The sequence below is a fragment of the Streptomyces sp. NPDC016469 genome, assembly GCF_040632905.1.
Taxonomy (GTDB): domain Bacteria; phylum Actinomycetota; class Actinomycetes; order Streptomycetales; family Streptomycetaceae; genus Streptomyces.
The window spans coordinates 36999-57700 of the sequence record NZ_JBEYCQ010000038.1 but is presented as its reverse complement, the minus strand read 5'-3'; the positions used below and the strand labels follow the sequence as shown (position 1 = coordinate 57700).

The 20702-nt window shown below is 72.1% G+C and carries 24 protein-coding genes; 13 read left to right on the top strand and 11 right to left on the bottom strand.

Annotation, left to right across the window (positions count from 1 at the left end; translation table 11 throughout):
* Positions 1–140 precede the first annotated feature (140 nt).
* Positions 141–500, bottom strand: a complete 360-nt coding sequence (locus ABZ565_RS31160; protein WP_361034300.1) for a hypothetical protein — start codon at positions 498–500, stop codon at positions 141–143.
* Positions 501–1224: 724 nt separating this feature from the next.
* Here ABZ565_RS31160 and ABZ565_RS31155 point away from each other — a divergent pair.
* The gene (locus ABZ565_RS31155; protein WP_361034296.1) at positions 1225–1563 is read left to right on the top strand and encodes a MerR family transcriptional regulator; all 339 of its coding nucleotides are present in this window, start codon (positions 1225–1227) and stop codon (positions 1561–1563) included.
* Between the two features lie 34 nt (positions 1564–1597).
* On the opposite strand, the gene ABZ565_RS31150 is transcribed toward ABZ565_RS31155, so the two are convergent.
* Positions 1598–2017: a hypothetical protein gene (locus ABZ565_RS31150; protein ID WP_361034293.1), complete on the bottom strand. Its 420-nt coding sequence runs from the start codon at positions 2015–2017 to the stop codon at positions 1598–1600.
* 95 nt (positions 2018–2112) lie between these two features.
* Between ABZ565_RS31150 and ABZ565_RS31145 the strand changes: the two genes are divergently transcribed.
* Positions 2113–2460 carry a hypothetical protein gene (locus ABZ565_RS31145; protein ID WP_361034290.1) on the top strand — a complete coding sequence of 116 codons (348 nt, stop codon included), beginning with the start codon at positions 2113–2115 and terminating at the stop codon, positions 2458–2460.
* 29 nt (positions 2461–2489) lie between these two features.
* Here ABZ565_RS31145 and ABZ565_RS31140 read toward each other — a convergent pair whose 3' ends face one another.
* Positions 2490–3278, bottom strand: a complete 789-nt coding sequence (locus tag ABZ565_RS31140; RefSeq protein ID WP_361034287.1) for a PASTA domain-containing protein — start codon at positions 3276–3278, stop codon at positions 2490–2492.
* A gap of 146 nt (positions 3279–3424) precedes the next feature.
* On the opposite strand from ABZ565_RS31140, the gene ABZ565_RS31135 reads away from it, so the two are divergent.
* Positions 3425–4336: a glycosyltransferase gene (locus tag ABZ565_RS31135; protein WP_361034284.1), complete on the top strand. Its 912-nt coding sequence runs from the start codon at positions 3425–3427 to the stop codon at positions 4334–4336.
* 63 nt (positions 4337–4399) lie between these two features.
* On the opposite strand, the gene ABZ565_RS31130 is transcribed toward ABZ565_RS31135, so the two are convergent.
* A complete protein-coding gene (locus ABZ565_RS31130) occupies positions 4400–5416 on the bottom strand; it encodes a glycoside hydrolase family 11 protein (RefSeq protein ID WP_361034281.1) in 1017 nt (338 codons plus the stop codon).
* Between the two features lie 388 nt (positions 5417–5804).
* Between ABZ565_RS31130 and ABZ565_RS31125 the strand changes: the two genes are divergently transcribed.
* The 3 genes from ABZ565_RS31125 (at position 5805) to ABZ565_RS31115 (ending at position 9141) form a co-directional block, all read left to right on the top strand.
* On the top strand, positions 5805–7343 hold the full coding sequence (locus ABZ565_RS31125) for a hypothetical protein (RefSeq protein WP_361034303.1): 1539 nt from the start codon (positions 5805–5807) through the stop codon (positions 7341–7343).
* Between the two features lie 152 nt (positions 7344–7495).
* Positions 7496–8806, top strand: a complete 1311-nt coding sequence (locus ABZ565_RS31120; RefSeq protein ID WP_361034278.1) for an ammonium transporter — start codon at positions 7496–7498, stop codon at positions 8804–8806.
* Complete coding sequence (locus ABZ565_RS31115) at positions 8803–9141, top strand: P-II family nitrogen regulator (RefSeq protein WP_361034275.1); 339 nt, start codon at positions 8803–8805, stop codon at positions 9139–9141. The genes ABZ565_RS31120 and ABZ565_RS31115 overlap by 4 nt, the downstream gene beginning before the upstream one ends.
* Positions 9142–9143: 2 nt before the next feature.
* Here the strand turns inward: ABZ565_RS31115 and ABZ565_RS31110 are convergent, their stop codons facing one another.
* The 4 genes from ABZ565_RS31110 to ABZ565_RS31095 form a co-directional block, all read right to left on the bottom strand.
* Positions 9144–9788 (bottom strand): response regulator transcription factor, encoded by a 645-nt coding sequence (locus ABZ565_RS31110; RefSeq protein ID WP_361034272.1) that lies wholly within the window; start codon positions 9786–9788, stop codon positions 9144–9146.
* On the bottom strand, positions 9785–10975 hold the full coding sequence (locus ABZ565_RS31105; protein WP_361034269.1) for a sensor histidine kinase: 1191 nt from the start codon (positions 10973–10975) through the stop codon (positions 9785–9787). Before ABZ565_RS31105 ends, ABZ565_RS31110 begins: the two co-directional genes overlap by 4 nt.
* 5 nt (positions 10976–10980) lie before the next feature.
* Entirely contained in the window at positions 10981–13170 is a 2190-nt protein-coding gene (locus ABZ565_RS31100; RefSeq protein ID WP_361034266.1) for an MMPL family transporter, read from the bottom strand.
* Between the two features lie 82 nt (positions 13171–13252).
* Entirely contained in the window at positions 13253–13834 is a 582-nt protein-coding gene (locus tag ABZ565_RS31095; RefSeq protein WP_361034263.1) for a TetR family transcriptional regulator, read from the bottom strand.
* A 121-nt stretch (positions 13835–13955) separates the two neighbouring features.
* Between ABZ565_RS31095 and ABZ565_RS31090 the strand changes: the two genes are divergently transcribed.
* On the top strand, positions 13956–14345 hold the full coding sequence (locus ABZ565_RS31090; RefSeq protein WP_361034260.1) for a VOC family protein: 390 nt from the start codon (positions 13956–13958) through the stop codon (positions 14343–14345).
* Between the two features lie 32 nt (positions 14346–14377).
* Entirely contained in the window at positions 14378–14794 is a 417-nt protein-coding gene (locus tag ABZ565_RS31085; RefSeq protein WP_361034257.1) for a DUF4267 domain-containing protein, read from the top strand.
* A 44-nt stretch (positions 14795–14838) separates the two neighbouring features.
* Here ABZ565_RS31085 and ABZ565_RS31080 read toward each other — a convergent pair whose 3' ends face one another.
* Together ABZ565_RS31080 and ABZ565_RS31075 are read right to left on the bottom strand one after the other, a co-directional pair.
* Positions 14839–15423: a GNAT family protein gene (locus ABZ565_RS31080; RefSeq protein ID WP_361034254.1), complete on the bottom strand. Its 585-nt coding sequence runs from the start codon at positions 15421–15423 to the stop codon at positions 14839–14841.
* Between the two features lie 47 nt (positions 15424–15470).
* A complete protein-coding gene (locus ABZ565_RS31075) occupies positions 15471–16250 on the bottom strand; it encodes a peptidoglycan recognition protein (protein WP_361034251.1) in 780 nt (259 codons plus the stop codon).
* 261 nt (positions 16251–16511) lie between these two features.
* Between ABZ565_RS31075 and crcB (ABZ565_RS31070) the strand changes: the two genes are divergently transcribed.
* The 3 genes from crcB (ABZ565_RS31070) to crcB (ABZ565_RS31060) are packed head-to-tail and all read left to right on the top strand — an operon-like array spanning position 16512 to position 17652.
* Positions 16512–16931, top strand: a complete 420-nt coding sequence (gene crcB / locus ABZ565_RS31070; protein WP_361034248.1) for a fluoride efflux transporter CrcB — start codon at positions 16512–16514, stop codon at positions 16929–16931.
* On the top strand, positions 16928–17281 hold the full coding sequence (locus tag ABZ565_RS31065) for a DUF190 domain-containing protein (RefSeq protein WP_361034245.1): 354 nt from the start codon (positions 16928–16930) through the stop codon (positions 17279–17281). The genes crcB (ABZ565_RS31070) and ABZ565_RS31065 overlap by 4 nt, the downstream gene beginning before the upstream one ends.
* On the top strand, positions 17278–17652 hold the full coding sequence (gene crcB, locus ABZ565_RS31060; RefSeq protein ID WP_361034242.1) for a fluoride efflux transporter CrcB: 375 nt from the start codon (positions 17278–17280) through the stop codon (positions 17650–17652). The genes ABZ565_RS31065 and crcB (ABZ565_RS31060) overlap by 4 nt, the downstream gene beginning before the upstream one ends.
* Here the strand turns inward: crcB (ABZ565_RS31060) and ABZ565_RS31055 are convergent.
* The gene (locus ABZ565_RS31055) at positions 17624–19087 is read right to left on the bottom strand and encodes a DEAD/DEAH box helicase (RefSeq protein ID WP_361034239.1); all 1464 of its coding nucleotides are present in this window, start codon (positions 19085–19087) and stop codon (positions 17624–17626) included. The two genes, crcB (ABZ565_RS31060) and ABZ565_RS31055, sit on opposite strands and share 29 nt — an antisense overlap.
* A gap of 600 nt (positions 19088–19687) precedes the next feature.
* On the opposite strand from ABZ565_RS31055, the gene ABZ565_RS31050 reads away from it, so the two are divergent.
* Together ABZ565_RS31050 and ABZ565_RS31045 are read left to right on the top strand one after the other, a co-directional pair.
* Positions 19688–20134, top strand: coding sequence for a hypothetical protein (locus ABZ565_RS31050; RefSeq protein WP_073966530.1), 447 nt, complete (start codon positions 19688–19690; stop codon positions 20132–20134).
* 3 nt (positions 20135–20137) lie between these two features.
* Positions 20138–20698: a toxin gene (locus ABZ565_RS31045; RefSeq protein WP_361034236.1), complete on the top strand. Its 561-nt coding sequence runs from the start codon at positions 20138–20140 to the stop codon at positions 20696–20698.
* Positions 20699–20702 lie beyond the last annotated feature (4 nt).

The following is a 20702-nucleotide window of genomic DNA, read 5'->3' as shown; positions in this document are numbered from 1 at the left end:
GGCCCACCGCACCGGCGTCCCCGTCATGCGCCTGATGCTCCTGGAGTTCCCGGACGACCCGGCCGCCCGCACGGCGGACCGGCACGACCGGCACATGCCGGTCGGGCCCTCCCGCGTACCGGTGGGTCCTCCGAGCGACGTCAGTGCTCGGAGTAGGTGAAGTCGCCCATGGTCCAGGCGCTGACATCCGCGATCGCTACGCGGTACATCCCGCCCGTCTCCGGGATCCCCACCGTGCCCTGGAGAATCCGCGCCATGTGGAAGTGCAGATAGGCGGGCGGCCCCTCCCTCCGGGCCGTAGCGGTGAAAACGGTGGAGAACTCGCCCAGCCGGGCCGAGTCCGTCAGGACCTCCGACACCCTTTGCCGCCACACGGCTTCGGGCGCCAGCCGGCCGGTGATGACAGCACCGCCGGCGACCACGGTCAGGGACATCTGGTTGCTGTGCCCGGACTCCACCAGCGTGGCGACGTCAACGAGCAGCTCGTCAGGCTTCGACATGAGAGCCGATCTTATGCACGGGCCGCCCCGTCGTCCCCCGGCCGGTCCTCCTCCCGGCGGACATGCGCGTCATCCCCGAGGACCGGCGGTACCCGCGGGCGCTCGGGCGAACCGTCGGGCCCAGGTCAGCCGATGCCTCCGGCGACGTCGGTTACCTCATTGGAGGGAATCCGAAAATCTATGTCGGCGGGAGTAGACATTGGGCACTGCTGTGGTTAGGGTTTCTTCTGTACTCAGAGAGACAGCGATACCCGGCAGAGACGGACTGCCGGAAGAGGACGTAGTCGCAGGACGGTGCGGCGGTGGAGTTTCGAAGCCAGGGTTGTCGCAGGACGGCGACGGGACTGACGGCCGCACCGGGTGGCCCGCAGCAAGGGGCCGCCAGGAGCGGGGCCGCTGACACGACAGTGGCGGCGCCCGTGAACGCAGTACGCAGTACGCGCTGGTAAGCAGTTGATCACGGTAAGAAGAAGGAGGAGCCCGCGCCATCAGGATCGCCCGGGATGCAGCCTTTGGCCCGCCCGGGTACCGCAGGACATCGATAGTGAGGTGGTCTCCGGTCAAGCAACCGCGATCCCCGCACCTCCGACAGCAGCCGGGTCGGAACCGCGGATACAGAAGGCCGGTGCCGTGTTCGGGCCGGCAGGTGGTGTAGTAGTTCCTTCGGGGCCTTGGTGCCAGGTGGCGCCAAGGCCCCTCAACGCGTTCCACAAGAGAGGTGCAAGTGACAGCAGACGACTCGTACGGCCGTCTTGACGATGATGACTACCCCGCCTACACGATGGGCCGGGCCGCCGAGATGCTCGGCACGAGCCAGGGCTTCCTCCGCGCCATCGGCGAAGCCCGTCTGATCACCCCGCTGCGTTCGGAAGGCGGCCACCGCCGCTACTCCCGCTACCAACTGCGCATCGCCGCCCGCGCCCGCGAACTGGTCGACCAGGGAACGCCCATCGAGGCCGCCTGCCGCATCGTCGTCCTGGAAGACCAGCTGGAAGAGGCGCAGCGCATCAACGCCGAGTACCGCCGCGCGGCGGAATCGGCGGAGGTGCCGCCCGGGGACTGAGGCGGCGCCGGGCTGCACGGGCGCGCCCCGACCGTCACCTCTCCCACCGACGCGGGTCATCGATGTCCACCGCGATCTCGATCCCCAGCGTCGAGCGGAACGTGGCGACGTTCTCCGAGACGCGGATACGGTCGAAGGGATTGGATTCCGCGAAGAAGACCGCCCAGAGCAACGCGTGGCCGGTGGTCAGCCGTGCGAGGAAGCCCTCCGATCCGTACGAGCCCTCGCCGGCCCACAGCAGGCCCCGTTCGCCCAGGTCCGCGACGGTCAGTCCATCGACCGAGGAGACCCACGACGGATCGTCCTCCAGCGTCGCATCGAGGTCGAAGGGGGCGAGAACGGTGAATCCCGTCGGTGCGGCCGGGGTGAGGGCGTAGGAGCGTCCGTCGGCGTAGTGGAGTGCGTCCCGGATGGGGAGCGTCCACTCTTCCCACAGCCGCTCGATCGCGGTCATCCGCTTCCCGCCCCTTCCGTCGCGTACGTCCTGCCGTGGCCCCGAGTGTGGCAGGGACCGGGGGCGGGCGTCGTCAGCGTCATAACCTCGCGTCCATGCACAGGAGCCTGACGGCACACGCGCGATGCCTGTACGGGGACGAGTACCGGCCCACCCCTGCGTGCGGGCTCGAACACCGGGAGCACTACTTCATCGAGGAGCTGACGTTCGCCGACGCGGGCGCCGTCCTCGCCATGCTGCGCGAACTCTGTCCGAACATCGTGGATGGCCATCTGCCCGTGTGGGTACGCAACCTGGCCTACCGGCTGGTGCTGTTGCAGCGGCCGGACGAACCGGCCCTGCTGCGGGAGGCGGCTCAGAGCTTGTGGCTGCACGGCCCCGACTGGGACGACGTGGCCGCCGGGCTGGTGGCGCGGGCCGACGCGCTGGACGCGTCGAGCTGATGACCCCGGGCGGCCGACGTCCCCGCCTCCTACGGGCAGTTCTCCTCGAACTTCACCGCCGTGAGCTCCACCGGCTGCCCGTTCAGCTTCGTGCCCGCCGCAGGCACCTGGGTGCAGACCTTCCAGTTGCTCTCCAGCAGCACCATGCGGTCCTCGGCGGCGTCCTTCACCGTGAGCGAGGTCCCGGAATCGAGCGCGTTGCGCGCGGTGTTCACCGACGTGCCCGCGAAGTCCGGCATCCGGCCGCCCACCGCCTCCGTGGGCTTCCGGTCCTTGGCCGGGCAGCTCTCCTCGGTCTTCACGGCGCCGAAGTCCAACTCGGTCGTCGTGGGGACCGACGTGCCCGCCGCCACGTTCTGGGAGCAGACCTTCCAGTTCCGGTCGAGCAGCTGCATCCGGTCCCGGCCCGCGCTGTCGTGCGAGGTCAGGGCGGAGAAGCCCTTGGCCTGGGCCGCGTCCTGCGCGGACTGGAGGCCCATGCCGACGAAGTCGGGTACGGAGACCTTCGCGCCGGTGTCGTCGTCGGCCGGCCGGGTCGTGCCCTTCGGCGCGGGCGGTTCGGCGTCGGCCGTGGCGCCGGCCTTCGGCGACGCCGTCACGGTGACCGTCGCGAGGGGCGCGGGCGTCGCGCTGTTGACGTTCTCCGTACCGCTGCCGCCGGCGCCCGCGCTCCCCGCGACGGCTCCGGCGACGAACAGGCCGACCGCCGCCGGGACGACGACGCGTTTGCGCGCCCAGGCGGGCAGGCCCGAGGCCGGCCCGGACGGCTTCTCCGGGGCCGGGCCCCAGGGTTGCTGAGTGCTGTTGTTCCAGTTCATTCATCCCCCCACGGTGCGATTGGTGGAGGCATGACCGTATACGCGCGCTCCGGCACAAGGGGAGGCAGGGCCTCCATAAGTGATGAATCCGTGACGGCCCGGGAGGCTCTACGATCGGGCCCTGTCGATCAGTGAGGTGAGCCGCCGTGCCCTTGCCGCGTATCGGGGTTGTCATCGTGACCATGGGGACCCGCCCCCAGGAGCTGGAGGCGCTGCTCGCGTCCGTGGCGAAGCAGGACGTCCCGGCCGCCCGCGTGGTGCTGGTGGGCAACGCGACCTCGCTGGACGACGTCTCGACCGATGTCCTCGGCGCGGCGGGCACCCCCGGCGCGACCACGGTGTCCAAGGTGCCGCTCACGGAGAATCTGGGCTGCCCCGGCGGCCGGAACGTCGGCCTCGAACTGCTGCGCGACGCGGACGAGGTCGATGTCGTGGTCGAACTGGACGACGACGGGCTGCTCATCGCGACGGACGTGTTCCGCGAGGTGCGGCGGCAGTTCGCCGAGGACCCGAAGCTGGGGATCATCGGATTCCGGGTCGCCGACGAACAGGGGCGGACCGAGCGGCGCTGGGTGCCCCGGCTGCGGGCGGGCGATCCGATGCGCGGGGGTCCGGTGACCGCGTTCCTGGGCGGCGGGCACGCGTTCTCGATGCCGATGCTCCGGCAGATCGGGCTGTGGCCAGGGGAGTTCTTCTTCGGCCACGAGGAGTCGGACCTCGCGTGGCGGGCGCTGGACGGCGGGTGGGAGATCCGTTACGTGCCGACGCTCGTCCTCCAGCACCCTCGGACGTCGCCGGCCCGGCACGCCGTCTACTACCGGTTCACCGCGCGGAACCGGGTGTGGCTCGCGCGCAGGCGGCTCCCAGCACCGCTGGTCCCGGTCTATCTCGGGGTGTGGATCGTGCTGGCCATGCTGCGGATGCGCTCGCCGGCCGGGCTGAAGGCGTGGTGGGGCGGGTTCGCCGAGGGGATCAGGACGCCGGCCGGGCGGCGGGCGCCGATGAGCTGGCGGACGGTGTGGCGGATGACCCGGCTGGGAAGGCCGCCGGTTCTGTGAGCCGGACGGGAACGGCCGGTGCGCTCCGGACCGGCCGCCGCCGCCCCGGAGCGCTCCGCACGGTCAGCCCGTGGTGCAGGAGACCGTCGGCCAGGTCCAGGTGCCGTTGGTCTGGATGGTGACGCCGAAGTTGTTGCCGCTGCCGTTGGGCTTGGCGGTCAGCACTTGGGCGCTCGGGTAACTGGCCGTTGTGTTCCAGGTGGAGAGGACCTTCTCCGGGGACGGCACGTTCATCGTCACGGTCCAGTTGCTGGAGCCGGAGACCGCGACGTTGAGGTTGTAGCGGTCGCTCCACTTGTCGCCCGCGGAGAGGGTCGCGGTGCAGCCGTTGCTGCCGCCGCCGGTGTTGCCGCCTCCGTTGTCACCGCCGCCGGACGTGCTGCCCAGCGTGATGCTGGAGCTGCCGCTGCTCTGGTAGCCCTCGGTGGCCATGATCATGTAGTTGAAGCTGCCGAGGTTCATCCCGTGCTGGGCCCAGGCGTCGAAGTGGTTGCCGGTGGTGATGGTGCCCCCGGTCCGCTTGGACTGGCGGACGCTCCAGTACTGCTTGAACGTCTTGTTGCCCTCGATCGAGGGAGCGTTGGTCCGCGTCGTCTCGTAGATGTCGTACGTGCCGCCGTCGCTGGTGACCGTGCCCTTGAAGGTGCCGGTGGGCCGGTACGTGCCCCAGTTGTCGACGATGTAGTACTCCACGAGCGGGTTCTGCGACCAGCCGTAGAGGGCCAGATAGGCGTTGCCCGAGGGGTTGAAGGAGCCGGAGTACGTCACGCTGCGGCGGCCGCCCGTGCTCCAGCCCTTGCCCGCGACGAAGTTCCCGGTGTTGCGCCAGGACGTTCCGTAACTGCCGCCGGAGCCGAGGTTCATGGAGACGCTGCCGGGGCTGTCGGTCCAGAACGAGTAGTAGTAGCCGTTGTTGGTTCCCGTCTGGTTCGAGGTGACGGTCGTGTCGGCGGTGGCCGTGCCGGGCAGGGCGATCGCCGCGACGACCGCGATCACCAGGGCGAAGGCGCTGCGGATGAACAGCCGTAGGCCGTTGGTGGGTCTGGTGCGGCTCGTCGTTCGTGCGGGGGTCGCGTACATGGGGGATGTCCTCCTGGTCCCGTGAGCAGGTGGGCGTCGGCGGGGGCCTGCCGACGGCGCTCAGTGTTGGACCGGCCCTTGGGGGTGTCAATAGTTTCGGCACGAGTTGCGAAACCTTTGACTGCCCTTCGCCGCAAGGGAGTTGAATGAATGCCCAGCTCAGTCGACACCTCCTCGTCAGTAGCAGGGCACGAATTCGAGCGGAATCGAACCGTCCTCTGATCTTCCACGCCATCGATTTCGAAAGTTTCGAAGCGTTTTGAGATCCCTGCCGGTGATGCCCTCTAAGGTGTGCCGGGTGGTGATCGGTGAGGGTGTACGGGCGGGCACGGACAGTTCCAGTCGGGAGCCGGGGCGGGCGCCGTGGTGGCGGGTCCACCGCGTCCCGCTGATCTCCGTCGCGGCCGTACTGCCGCTGTACGCCGTATGGGCGGCCGTCCTGGCCACCGGCGGGGGCGACCTCGCCGCGCAGCTCGCCTGGGCCGGGTTCACCGCGCGCCACCCGGGATCGGCGTACAACCTGTCCTGGTACGGGGGGACGCACACCGCCAACTACAGCGTCTTCTCCTCGTACGTCATGGCCCTCGCCGGCGTCCGCACGGTCTCCGTCGTCTCCGGGCTCGCCGCCACCTGGCTACTGGCCGGCCTCTTCGTCCGTACGGGCCTGCGCCGCCCGCTCCCCCCCGCGCTGCTCGGCGCGTTCGCCCTGTGGTGCAACGTCGCGTCGGGGCGTACGACCTTCGCGCTCGGCGTGGCCGTCGGGCTCGTCGCCTGCCGGTACGCCCACCGCCCCGTGGTGGCCGTCGTCGCGGGGGCGCCGGCCACCATGGCGAGCCCGGTGGCCGGGCTCTTCCTGGTCGTCGTGGGCGCGGCGTACCTGCTCGACCGGCGGTGGCGCACGGGCGCGGTCCTGATGGTCCCGTTCTTCGCGGTCGTCGGCGCGACGACGCTGCTGTTCCCGTTCCGGGGCGAGCAGCCCATGCACGCGGACCGGGTGTGGATGCCGGTCCTGGTCTGCGCGGTGCTCGCGCTCGCGGCGCCCCGGACCCGGGAGTGGCGGCTGACCCGGTACGGGGCCGTGGTGTACGCGGCCGGCGTGGTGCTGACGTTCCTCGTCGCGTCCCCCATCGGCACGAACGTCGAGCGGCTGCTCGGCCTGGTCGCCGTGCCCGTGCTGTGCGCGGCGGTCCTCGACACGGTCCGGGCCGGGGCGCGGGTGCGTACGGGGTTCCTGACCGCCGTCCTCGTGCTCTCCGGGCTCTGGCTCGTCGACAAGACCGTGGACGACCTGCGCGTGTCCACCCCCGTGCCGGCCTGGGCGTCCCGCACCGAGGGCGTCGTCGCCGCGCTCGACCGGCTGGGCGCCGACCGGGTCCGCGTCGAGGCCGTCCCCGCGCGCAACCACCGCGAGGCCGCCGTCCTCGCCCCCCACGTCACCCTGGCCCGGGGCTGGAACCGCCAGCTGGACGTCGAGCGCGGGCGCCTCTTCTACGAGGGCGGGCTCACCCCGGACCGCTACCGCGCCTGGCTCGACCGCTGGGCCGTGGGCCTCGTCGTCCTGCACCACGGGCGGCCGGACGGACCCGCCGAGGCCGAAGCCGCCCTGATCAGGGGCGGGTTGCCGTGGCTGGACGAGGTGTGGGAGGACGACGGCTGGACGGTCTACCGGGTCCGGGAAGCCACCCCGCTCGCGCCCCCGCCCGCCACGGTCACCGGCGGCGGCGACGCGGACCTGGTCCTGCGTGTGGAGCGGGCCGGCCCGGTCACCGTACGGGTCGCGTACTCGCCGTGGCTCCGGGTGCGGGGGCCGGGCGCGGCCTGTCTGCGGCAGGACGGCGAGTGGACGCGGCTGACCGTGCGGAAGGCGGGGACGTACCGGCTCGACTCGGCGTACGGGCTCGCCCGCTTCACGAAGGGCGGCTGCTGACACGGGCGGGCGGACCGCACCGCTCCCGTGAGATCCCGGCAACACCCGGGCAATGAAATACGGCGGAAACACACGGGGTCCCTCACCGAAACGCGAGCCGGTCACGCTCGCAGTCGCTCCCACCGCTCCCCGCCCCGAGGAGGGACTCCCCCGTGACCCCCGTGACCGTCGCCGCGCCCGGCCTGGACACCGGCGACACCGCCTGGCTGCTCGCTGCCACCGCCCTCGTCCTGCTGATGACCCCCGGGCTCGCCCTGTTCTACGGCGGCATGGTCCGCACGAAGAGCGTCCTCAACATGCTGATGATGAGCTTCGTCTCGATCGCCCTGGTCACCGTGGTCTGGCTGGTCGCGGGCTATGCGCTGGCCTTCGGCGACGACGCGTTCGGCGGGCTCGTGGGGAATCTCGGCCACCTCGGTCTGGCGGACATCGGACCGGACGCGCTGACCGGCGGGGTGCCGACCCTGCTGTTCACGACCTTCCAGCTCACCTTCGCGATCATCACGGCGGCGCTCATCAGCGGTGCGGTGGCGGACCGCACCAAGTTCGCCGCGTGGCTCGTCTTCGTACCGGTGTGGACGCTGCTCGTATACGCGCCCGTCGCGCACTGGGTCTGGGGCCCCGGCGGCTGGATCAAGGACTCGCTGGGCGCGCTGGACTTCGCCGGGGGGCTCGTGGTGGAGATCGCGTCCGGTGCGTCGGGGCTGGCGCTGGCGCTCGTGGTGGGGCCGCGCATCGGATTCCGGAAGGACGCGATGCGCCCCCACAACCTGCCGATGGTGATGCTCGGCGCCGGGCTCCTCTGGTTCGGCTGGCTCGGCTTCAACGGCGGCTCCGCGCTCGCCGCGAACGGACTCGCCGCCGCCTCGATGCTCAACACGATCGTCGCGGGCTGCACCGGACTGCTCGGCTGGCTCTTCGTGGAGCAGCGGCGCGACGGACACCCCACCACCTTCGGCGCGGCGTCGGGCGCCGTCGCCGGGCTGGTCGCGATCACCCCGGCCTGCGGCACCGTCTCCCTCGTGGGCGGCGCCGTGGTGGGGCTCGCGGCCGGTGCCGTCTGCTCGTACGCGGTCGCGTGGAAGTTCCGCTTCGGCTACGACGACGCGCTCGATGTCGTCGGGGTGCACTTCGCCGGGGGCGTCGTCGGCACCCTGCTCATCGGCCTGTTCGCGACCGCCACGATGACCGGCGGCGCGGAGGGCCTGCTGTACGGGGGCGGGGCGGCCCAGCTCCTGAAGCAGGCGGTCGCCGTGGTCGCGGTGGCGTCGTACACCTTCCTCGTGACGTACGGGATCGGCAAGGCGATCGACCGGCTGATGGGCCTGCGGGCCTCCGCCGAGGAGGAGGTCACGGGCCTCGACCAGACGCTGCACGCGGAGAGCGCCTACGATCACGGCGCGCTGGGCCACGCGGCCCCGCAGTCGGCGTCGCTCCCGAGGGACAGGAAGACCACTCCGTGAAGCTCATCACCGCCGTCATACGGCCCCACCGCCTCGACGAGGTCAAGACCGCGCTCCGGGAGGCCGGCGTCCAGGGCCTGACCGTCACCGAGGCCGGTGGATACGGCCGCCAGCACGGGCACACCGAGGTGTACCGGGGCGCCGAATACCGCGTGGACCTGGTGCCCAAGGTACGGATCGAGGCGGTCGTGGACGACGCGGACGAGGAGGCCGCCGTCGACGCGGTCGTCCGGGCCGCCCGGACGGACCGCATCGGCGACGGCAAGGTGTGGGTCCAGCGGGTGGAGACGCTGGTGCGGGTCCGCACGGGCGAGCGCGGGCCGGACGCGCTCTAGGCTCACCGGCGCTTCAGCAGGCCCGTGTCCAGGGCCACCACCACCGCGCGCGTGCGGTCGTTGACGTCCAGCTTGGCGAAGATGCGCAGCAGATGGGTCTTCACCGTGGCCTCGCCGATGAACAGCCGGCGGCCGATCTCCGCGTTCGAGAGGCCGTCCGCGACCGCGTCCAGGACGTCCGACTCGCGGGCGGTCAGGGCGACCGGGGCCGGGCGGCGCATCTTGGCGACCAGGCGCTGGGCGACGCGCGGGGCGAGGACCGTCTCGCCGCGGGAGGCCGCGTGGATGGCGTCCACCAGCTGCTCGCGGGTGGCGTCCTTGAGCAGATAGCCGGTGGCGCCCGCCTCCACGCCGCGTTCGATGTCCGCGTCGGTGTCGTACGTGGTGAGGATCAGCACCCGGGTCGGGGCGGGGCCCGCGACGATCTCCGTGGTGGCGCCGACCCCGTCGAGGACCGGCATGCGCAGGTCGAGCAGGGCGACGTCCGGGCGGAGGTGTTCGGCCAGGGCGACCGCCTCGCGGCCGTTGCTCGCCTCGCCGACGATGTCGAGCGTCGGTTCGGAGCCGAGCAGGGCGACGAGCCCCGCACGCATCACGGTGTGGTCGTCGGCCAGGATGATGCGCAGGGGCGCGGGGGTGGGCGTCATGGCACCTGGGGCCTCTCGTTCAGCGGGATGGTGGCGAGGACGCGGGTGCCGTCGCCGAGCGAGCTGGTGACGGTGAGCCCGCCGCCGAACTCCGCGAGGCGCCGGCGCATGCCGTCCAGGCCGAAGCCCCGGGAGTCCTCCACGACGAAGCCGCACCCGTCGTCGGTGATCTCCAGCTCGGCGCTGCCGGGGTGGGCGGTCAGGACGACGCCCACGGTGGTGGCGGCGGCGTGTTTGCGTATGTTGGCCAGGGACTCCTGGGTGCAGCGGAGCAGGGCGACCCGGGTCGGCTGGTCGCAGTCGATGTCCGCGAGTTCGGCGGTGACCGTGAGGCCGGTGTCCTCGGTGAAGCGGTCCAGCGTGCGGCGGAGCGTCACGGCGACGGAGCCCGCGGCGACCCCGCTGCTGGGGGCGGACCCGACGAGGACCCGGGCCTCGGCCAGGTTCTCCCGGGCCGTCTGCTCGATGGACTGCAACTGCTGGGCGCTGCGCGCCGGATCCGCGGCGAGCTGGGACCTCGCCGCCTCGGCGAGCACGATGATCGACGCGAAGCCCTGGGCGAGGGTGTCGTGGATCTCCCGGGCGAGGCGTTCGCGCTCCTCGGCCGCGCCCTGTCGCTTCTGGCTCTCGGCCAGTTCGAGCTGGGTGCTCTGCAACTCGGCGCGGAGGGCGGCCCGTTCGTCGCGCTGGGCCAGGGCCCTGGGGGTGAGCACGGCCATCAGGACGGCGGCCGCCCAGACGGGGAGCGAGGAGAGGGTGTTGTGGAGGAAGACCTCCGGCTGCCCGCCCTCCCTCAGGCTCCCGCCGACCGTGATCCCCAGCGCCCCGAGCCCCGTGAAGAGGACGGCGCCCCGGGGGCTGTCCACGAAGACGATGAACTGGGCGAGCACCACGGTGTAGAGGGCGCCGTACCCGTCGCCCAGGTAGGCGAGGAGCCCGAGCCCCGCGGCGAGCACCGACAGATAGCCGTACGGGCCGGGCACCCGGCTCTCGGGGCGCAGCCGCACCCGCGCGTAGCAGGCGGCGATGAGGGCCGTCAGTGCGAGGATGCCGAGCTTCCGGTCCCCGGGCGACCCGCCTGCCATCGTGACCAGGGTGACGAGGGCGACGAGGCCCCAGGACAGGGCCTCCCAGCCGTGGAGCACCCAGATCCAGAGCGGGTCGCCGCGTTGGGGCCGTTGAAGCATGTGCGTCAGCCTACGGGGAGGGGTTCGGCGGCGGCCGGGACGTGACGCTTCCGGGGCCAGGCGCGCTCGCCGAGGAGCAGCAGGAGCGACGGCAGGATCATCATCCGGATCACCACGGCGTCCAGGAGGACGGCGACCGCGAGGCAGAAGCCCATCTGCTTCATCTCCGTGAGGTGCAGGAAGACGAAGGCCGCGAAGATCGTGACCATGACGAGGGCGGCGCTCGTGACGACCTTCGCCGAGCGGGCGATGCCTTCGATGACCGCTTCCCGGGCCGTCATGCCGTGGTCCATGGCCTCCTTGATCCGGCTGACGACGAAGACCTGGTAGTCCATCGAGAGGCCGAAGAGCAGCACGAAGAGGAAGAGCGGTACGCGGGAGGCGATGGCGCCGAGCGAGTCGAAGTCCAGCAGCCCTTCGGCCCAGGTGCCCTGGAAGACCAGGACGAGCGCGCCGAGCGCGGCGGCCGCCGACAGCAGGTTGAGGACGACGCCGATCAGGCCGATGACCGCCGAGCGGAAGGCGACCGCGGTCGTGACGAAGGTGAACAGCAGCAGGAATCCGATCACCAGCGGCAGCTTGCCGCGTTCGTGGTGCACGTAGTCCTGCCCGCGTGCCACGTCACCGCTGACCGCCGTGTCGGCGCCGGTGAGCCTGCCGACGGTGGCGGGGATGTAGCGGTCGCGGAGGTGACCCAGCGAGGCGATGGCCTCGTCGGAGGGCGCGGGGTGCGGCACGGCCAGTTCGAGCACGGTGACACGTCCGTCGGCGGAGGTGCGGAGGACGGGCTTCCCGGACCGGGCGAAGAGCGGGTCGGCCTGGGCGCGCCGCCCGAGTTCGGTCAGCGCCGCCCTGGCCTCGGACGCCCGGCCGGGGCTCGTACGGGTCACCACCTCGTGCTTCACAAGGAGTTCGGGGTAGGCCGCGGTCAGCCGGTCGTACACCTGCATGGCCGGGATCGAGCGGGAGAAGGTGTCCTTGCCGGGGTCGACGAGCTTGAGGCCCAGGGCGGGCGCGGCGACGGCGAGCATGACCAGGACCGACGCGCACAGGGTGGCCACGGGGTGCCGCCGCGCGGGGCGCAGGAGGGCGGTGAACATCCGGCCGTTCTCGGGCTTCGGGGACTTGGTGGCGGCCGGGGCACCGCGCTTCACCCGTCGGGCGGCCTTGCGGGCAGCGCGGCGCTCGGCGCGGTGGCCCAGCTTGACCAGCAGGGCGGGGAGCACGGTGAGTGAGCTGAGCACGGCCACGGCGACGACGAGGATCGTCCCGGTGGCCAGCGAGGAGAAGATGACGTCCGTGGCGAGGTAGAGGGTCGCGGTGCAGACGATGACCGCCAGGCCGGAGACCACCACGGCCCGGCCGGCGGTCGCCGAGGCGAGCTCCACCAGTGCCTCGGGGCCGAGCCGGCCGCCCGCGCGGGCCCGTTCCTCGCGTTCGCGCTTGAGGTAGAAGAGCGTGTAGTCGACACCGACCGCGAGGCCCATGAGTAGGAGCATGTTGGTGCCGACGCCCGGGTCGGGCAGCAGGTGCGAGGCCAGCATGGACAGGCCCATGGCCGCGGCGATCGAGGAGAGCGCGAGCAGCAGCGGCACCCCGGCCATCACCACCGAGCCGAAGACGGCCAGCAGGATGACGAGCGTGACCGGCAGGGAGAGCCGTTCGGAGAGCGCGAGGTCGTCGCCGCGCTGGTCGTTGACGCCCTTGCTGATGGCCGGCGAACCGGTCTCCTCCACGACCAGCTCCGGGTGGGCACCGGCCACCTCGGCGGTCTCGGCGAGGAGCGGGACGACGTTCTTCTTGCCGTCCAGCTCGGCGCCCTCCATGACGACGCTCACCCGCAGGGCGGTGCCGTCCTTCGAGGGGACGGGCGCCTCCACGTCGCGTACCTCGTCCAAGGACCGCATGCGGGCGGTGAGTTCGCGGGCCGCCTCGGCCGCCCGGGCGGTGTCCAGGGGGCCGGAGGCCGACCGGATGAGGATGTGTTCGGTGGGCCGGCGCTGGAGTCCGGCGTCGGTGGCCATCGACTCGGCGTGACCGGCCTCGCCGACCCAGAAGTCCTTCGTGGTGGCCGCGTTGGAGCCCGCCGCGATGCCGGCCCCGAGGCAGAGGAGGACGAAGAGGAACCATCCGGTGATCGCGCGCCACGGGTGCCGTGCGCTCCACCGGGCCAGGTGTACGGGTCGAAGTCTCATGCCCTCCATGCTGTTTCGGAGGGGGGCACGTCCGGCAGCGGCGACCGGTGGAACGGGGGGTCCACCGGTCGGTGGACCCGGACTACGGCTCAGGGGCGGTGAGATACCGCTGGACCGTGGCTCCGAGCCAGTCCACGATCTCCTCCCGGCCGAGCGCCACGCTCGCCGGGAAGCGCAGCACGTAACGCGTCAGCGCGAGTCCCAGGACCGCCGACGCGCACAGTGCCGCCCGGGTCGAAGCCTGTTCGGATGCGTGGCCCAGGCGGCGGGCCAGCGGGATGAGCTGGTCGCGCAGCACGGTCTGCATGCGCTCGGCGGCGGCCGGATCGGTCGAGCCGACCCGCAGCAGCGCGGTGAGCTCCCCGTTCTCCTCCCAGAGGGTGAGGAAATGGCGGACCAGCGTGCGGCCGATCTCGTCGTGCGGTTCGAGGCGCAGGCCGGGCAGTTCGGGGTCGATGGCGACGGCCGCCGCGAAGAGGCCCGCCTTGTTGCCGTAGTAGCGCATCACCATCGACGGGTCGATCCGCGCGTCGTACGCGATGGCCCGGATGGTCGCCTTCTGGTAGCCGTCGGCCGCGAACCGCGCGCGGGCCGCGGCGAGGATCGCGGCGCGGGTGGCGTCGGAACGCCGCGCGGCCTGCTGGTTCTCCGTGGTACCGGTCATGCCAACGAGCGTAGGCCAACATCCGTTGACATTCCAGGGTCACGGTCCTACGTTAGCCAACAAGCGTTGGCCAACAGGCGTTGGCAAACCAGCGCAGCCGTATCCCTGGAGGGGGACCGCCATGTCCGTGGAGCTCAACCACACCATCGTTCCGGCCCGTGATCCGCAGGTGTCCGCGCGCTTCCTGGCCGACATCCTCGGCCTGGGCGTCGGCCCGCCACTGGCCCACTTCACGCCGGTCGGGCTGGCCCATCAGGTCACCCTGGACTACGACAGGGCGGAGCGCTTCGAGCCGCACCACTACGCGTTCCTGGTCGGCGACCAGGAATTCGACGCCGCCCTCGGCCGCATCCAGGGCAGCGGAATCACCCACTACGCCGACCCCGCGTGCCGGGAGGCCGGGCGGATCTACGAGAGCGAGCAGGTCCCGGGGCGCCGGGGCACCTACTTCCGCGATCCCGACGGACACCTGATGGAGATCCTCACGCCGGGCGCCACCGAGCGCCGCTGACCGCCGCCACACCCGACCGACGAAGAGGCGCCATGTCACTGAAGAACGTCAACACCGCCCTGGCCACCGTCTGCACGCTGTTCGTCCTCTACCTCGGACTGATCTTCATCCTCGCCCCCGAGGCGTCCACGCACGGCGTGGGCCTGCCCGTGTGGTCGTCCGGCAACGGCGACGGCTTCCTGATCATGAAGGGCACCCGGGAACTGGCCATGGGCCTGATCATCGGCGTCCTGCTGATCACGGGCCACCGCCGCGCCCTGGGCCTGGTCCTGCTGATGGAGGCCGTCGCCCCGTTCGGCGACATGATCAACGTCCTGGCCCATCACGGACCGCTCTCCGCCGCGTTCGGCATCCACGGCCTGACCAGCGCGTTCATCGCGGTCACCGGACTGCTGACCCTCCGCGAGACCGGCCGGGCGCGCACACGCCCCGTCCCGCGGACCGCCTGACGCGAGGACGCCCGGCCGGGAAGTCCCGCCGGGCGTCGTCGCGTTCAGACCCGCGCCGCCAGGCGTGCCTTCGCCTCCGGCCACTCCTCCGCGAGCAGCGAGAAGTACACCGTGTCGCGCCAACTCCCGTCCGGGCGGCGGCGGTGGCGGCGCAGGACGCCCTCCTGGCGGGCGCCGAGGCGGGCGATCGCCTTCCGGGAGCGCTCGTTGAGGTGGTCGGTCTTCAATTGCACGCGACCCATGCCCAGTTCCTCGAAGGCGTGGGTCAGCAGGAGCAGCTTGGCCTCCGTGTTGACCGCCGAGCGCCAGTACGCGCGGCCGTACCAGGTCCAGCCGATCTCCAGGCGTTCGTTCGTCACGTCGACGTCCATGTACGTCGTCCAGCCGACGGCCCGCCCGCTCTCCCGGTGGATGACCGCGAAGGGGACGTACGACGGGTCCGTGAGCAGGCCGGTCAGCGTGTCCTCCATCTCCCGCGGGGTGCGCGGCGCCGGACCGCCGAGCCAGCGCCACACCTCGTCGTCGTCACCGCCGGCGGCGAACAGGTCGTCCAGGTGGGCCGGGGCGAGCGGTTCGACGCGGACGTGGCGGCCGGTCAGGGTCACGGGGAGGGGGTGCGTGGCGGTCATGACGGAAACCCTACCCATGTACGCACTAGCGTCAAGTAGTTTATGCACTAGTGCGTATTTCCGGCGTCCTCCGTGTCCGCCCGCCCCTCGCGCCCGGCCGCCGCGCGCAGGGCCGCCGCCATGGTCCGGATCTCCGGCAGCTCGTCGTAGAGCGCCTGGCCGGGGCAGCTCGTCCGGTACGTGTCGCGGTGGCCGGAGATGACGTTCAGCACGGCCACCTTTCCCTTGGGGTAGCGGCTCGCGTCGTTGGTCGAGCGCAGCCGCACCGTGCCGCGCGGATCCTCGCCGGGGCGCAGCTTCCACGCCGCGAGGGTCGCCAGGGCCCGCACGACGGGGGCCGGTACCTTCTCGCCGTCGCGGTAGTCGCCGAGCACCGCGATGCCCACGCTGTCGGCGTTGAAGCCCGTGGTGTGGGCGCCGCGCACCGAGCGCGTGATGCCGCCGGCCCGGCCCTCGTAGATCGTGCCGCACCGGTCGACCAGGAAGTTGTAGCCGATGTCGTCCCAGCCCCGGCCCTTGACGTGGGCCTCCTCGACGTTCCGGATCAGCTCCGGGGCCTGCGCGCAGTCGTAGTCGTTCGTCTCGCCGGTGTGGTGGACGAAGACCGCGCGGACGGCGCCCGTGTAGGCGGCGCGCTCCCGGACGATGGACTCGTCCGCGTGCCAGGCCGTCCGGCTGACGATCACCGGCTGCGGCGCGGCCACCGCCCGCGTGCGGGGGGCGGTGGGCGGCGGCTCGGCCAGAATGTGGGGCACCGGGGCGTCCCGCGGCACCAGGAGAGCCAGCGGGAGGACCGCGGCACCCAGCCATATTCGGTGGGGCCACATGGCTCCACCCTGCGGCTGTCCCGCCCGGCCCGCAGATACGGTGGCCGATCGGGTGAAATCGCCCGGACCCGGAATAAGTACGGCGTCCCGGGCCGCCGCGCTCCGGCGATATCCTGGGGGCAGCGGGAGGCCGGGGACGGTCGCCGCGCGGCGGTGGGGCCCGCCGTACCCGAACCGCGGACGCGTGACGCGCCGCCAACGGTCCCTACTTGCGCAGACGCGCGCCCGCGCCCGGCGGGCGCCCCGGCAGGTAGGAGACGTATGCCCGGCACCTTCGCGAGGAACCCGCAGACCGCCGTCGTCGCCGTGGTCGCGCTCGGCGGCGCGACCGGTGCCTCCGCCCGCTACGGCGCCTCGCTGCTCTGGCCCGCCGCGGCCGGCGGTTTCCCCTGGACGACCCTGGTCGTCAATGTGACCGGCTGCGCGGTCATCGGGGTGTTCATGGTGGTGATCAGCGAGGTGTGGGCGGCGCACCGGCTGGTCCGGCCGTTCTTCGGGACGGGGGTCCTCGGCGGGTTCACCACCTTCTCGACCTACGCGGTGGACATCGAACAACTGGTGTCGAAGGACCGGGCCGGCACCGGACTGGTCTATCTCGGAGTGACACTGCTCGCGGCCCTCGCGGCGGTGTGGAGCGCGGTGTGGCTGACGCGCCGCGCACTGGCGTGGAGGCAGGCATGACGACACCCGTGACCGAACCGGGGCTGCGGCTGACCGTTCTGGTCGGCGAGTCCGACAGCTGGCACCACCGGCCCGTGTACGCGGAGATCGTGCACCGGGCGCACGCCGCCGGGCTGGCCGGCGCCAGCGTCTTCCGGGGCATCGAGGGCTTCGGCGCCTCGTCGATGATCCACACCCAGCGGCTGCTGTCCCTGAGCGAGGACCTGCCGGTGGCCGTGGTGATCGTGGACGCGGAGGAGGCCGTACGGGCGTTCCTGCCGGAGATCGCCGAGCTGACCGGCGGCTGCCCGGTGACGCTGGACGCCTGCGAGATCGTACGGAGCCCCGGGATACGGGGGGACCAGGGGTGAACTGGCTGCTCGTGATCGCCGGAGCGGCGGTCGGCGCCCCGCTGCGCTACCTGACCGACCGGGCGGTGCAGTCCCGCCACGACACCGTCTTCCCGTGGGGCACGTTCACCGTCAACATGGCCGGCTGCCTGATCCTGGGCACGCTGACCGGCGCGGTGGCGGCCGGGGCGGCCTCCTCGCACCTTCAGCTGCTGCTCGGAACGGGGCTGTGCGGGGCGCTGACCACGTACTCCACGTTCAGCTACGAGACGCTGCGGCTCGCGGAGGACGGAGCCAAGGTCTACGCGGCGGCCAACGTCGTGGTCAGCGTCGTCGTGGGCCTCGGCGCGGCCTTCGCGGGCGTCACGCTCGCCGAGGCGGTCTGGGCCTGACCCGGCGCTCGGATGCCGGCGCGGTGATGGTGACGGGGACGCCGGAGGGCGCCTGCGCTCCGGTGATGCTGCTCAGCTCGGGGCCGCCGGAGCGGACCTCCGCGATCTGCGGGGTGATGCCCGCGTCGGCCATCAGCCGGGTCATCTCGCGGCGCTGGCTGGGCAGCACCAGCGTGACGACGCTGCCGGACTCGCCGGCCCGGGCGGTGCGGCCGCCCCGGTGCAGGTAGTCCTTGTGGTCGGCCGGCGGATCGACGTTGACGACCAGGTCCAGGTTGTCGACGTGGATGCCGCGCGCAGCGACGTTCGTCGCCACCAGGACCGAGACGTGCCCGCTCTTGAAGCGCTCCAGGGTGCGGTTGCGCTCCGGCTGCGACTTCCCGCCGTGCAGGGCGGCCGCCCGGACCCCGCTGTTGAGCAGGTGGGCGGTCAGCTCGTCCACGGCGTGCTTGGTGTCCAGGAACATGATCACCCGGCCGTCGCGCGCCGCGATCTCCGTCGTGGTGGCGAACTTGTCGGAGGGCCGTACGTAGAGCACGTGGTGCTCCATCGTCGTCACCGCGCCCGCGGCCGGGTCCACCGAGTGGACGACCGGGTCGTTCAGGTAGCGCCGGACGAGCAGGTCGACGTCGCGGTCCAGGGTCGCCGAGAACAGCATGCGCTGGCCGTCCACCGGGGTCTGGTTGAGCAGCTGGGTGACCTGCGGCATGAACCCCATGTCGGCCATCTGGTCCGCCTCGTCCAGCACCGTCACCTCGACCCGGTCCAGGACGCAGTCGCCGCGCTCGATGAGGTCCTTGAGGCGCCCCGGCGTGGCGACGACGACCTCGGTGCCGCCGCGCAGCGCGGCCGTCTGGCGGCCGATCGACATCCCGCCGACGACGGCCGCCAGGCGCACCCGGAGCGGCTTCGCGTACGGGGTCAGCGCGGCGGTCACCTGCTGGGCCAGCTCGCGGGTGGGGACCAGGACCAGGGCGCGCGGATGCCGGGCCTCGGCGCGGTGCCCCGCCGTGCGGGCCAGCACCGCCAGGCCGAAGGCGAGGGTCTTCCCGGAGCCGGTGCGGCCCCGGCCCAGCACATCGCGCCCGGCCAGCGAGTTCGGCAGGGTGGCCGCCTGGATCGGGAACGGCTCGGTGACGCCCTGCGCGGTCAGCGTCGCCAGCACGGCGTCGGGCAGGTCCAGGTCGGCGAAGGCCGCGACGGGGGGCAGCGCCGGCGTGACGGTCCGCGGCAGCTCGTACTCGCCCTGCCGCGCGACGGGCTTGCCGCCCTTCCCGCCGAACCGGCGATCGGGGGCCCCGAAGCGGCCCTGTCCGGAACGCCCGGCACCCCGGGTGCGGAAGCCGCCGCCCGCGCGGGAGCCCGAGCCCGGGGCGCCCTGGCCACGGGAGCGGGAGGAGCGGTCGTGGGAGCGGGGTGTGCGGTCGCGGTTCAAGCGGGACCTTTTCGTCTAGGGATGCGCGCCGGGGCTGTGCGATGCGCCGGTGGGCGGGCGGGCTGCGCGGGGACGGGCCGGGTGTCTCTCGTACGCCGGGTGTGTCTCGTACGGAGCCGGGTGTCTCTCGCACGGATACGTGACCGGCCCCCGGGGCCGCGTCCGGCGGCTCTTTCCGATGGTAACCGGGGCGGGTGCGGGGCGCCGGGCCCGGAAATATGCCCCGGACAAGGACACTGACCGGCCGGTCAGTTGATGACTGCCCGGGCAGGGGCCATAATGTGCGGGTAGCCCTTCACGCATCCCCCGTCGTGAAGGGCTACACCCCTTTGTGGGCGCGCGCAGCGGCGCGCGGGCGTCTTCACGGGCAAGGGACTCCCCTCGTGGCCCCCTGCCCATGTTTTTTCGAGTTAACAGTGACGTAGAGTGTTTGCGCAAGCCCGCTCCGGGCACCGGATCAGATTGTTCCGCTTCCTGCCCACTCCGGGAGCCCGACCGGAAGGCCGCGGTCCGCGGTTCGTTACAGTACGAGCCCGTTGACCGAATCGAGCGCCGCCCGGGGCCGGCAGGGCCCGCGGCGGACGTGAACGTGGGGGCCGGATGGACAACGGCGTAGAGCGCGCGCCGGAGCTGCGGACGCTGCGCCAGAAGGTCGAGTACATGGTCGAGAAGACCTTCCCCGGCCGCAGGATCTCGGGCCGGTTCTTCGCCGACCTGGTCAAGGAACGCGGCGGATCGCTCTCCCACAGCTACTTCTCCAACATCCTGGCCGGCAAGGTGACCCAGCCGTCCGAGGAGATCCTGAAGGCGCTCGGCCTGGGCTTCGGCGTGGACTGGCGGTTCTTCAAGGAGGAGTCCGAGGTCGTGGACGACGTCGTGGCCGGGCTCCAGTTCCTCGCCAAGCGCCGGACCGGCGAGATCAGCGGGCTCGCCGGACGCGGCCTCGACGAGGACGGGCTGCCGCCGGAGCTGCTGCGGTTCGCGATGTCCCTGCTGCGGGACGCCGAGGAGCGCACGCCCCCGGCCGGCGGCGGACAGCAGGGCTGAGCCATGTCCATGCGGAAGTTGCGGAGGGAGTGCGAGGAGGGACTCGCGGAGCTGCCGCTGCCCTCGCCGTTCTCCATACCCGGCCTGGTGGCCAACATGGAGGCGGCCCGGGGCCGGACCATCGTGCTGCACGAGATGCCCGACCGGCTGGCGCGCGTCAACGCCGCCTGCGGGCTGCGCCTGAAGACCGGGGAGACCAGCTTCGTGCTGTACCGCAGGCGCCCCACCGCGTACCAGACGCAGCACGTCATCCTGCACGAGCTGTGCCACGAGTGGTTCGACCACGGCACCTCGCTCGACGCGGAACAGCTCCAGCGGCTGCTGCCCGTCTTCGACACCTCGCTCATCTCCCGGATGGTCGGCCCGGACGCGGTGGTCACCCCGGACGCCGTGCAGGCACGCGCGCAGTACGACACCCACGACGAACGCATGGCCGAATTCGGTGCCTCGTTGATCCCCCGGATGGCCCGGGACGTCACGAGCGATGACATGGTGGGTCGCCTCGCCAACTCGCTCTCGCGCCCGGTCGCCCACCGCCGCGGCGGCCTGTTCCGGCGTACGTAGCATC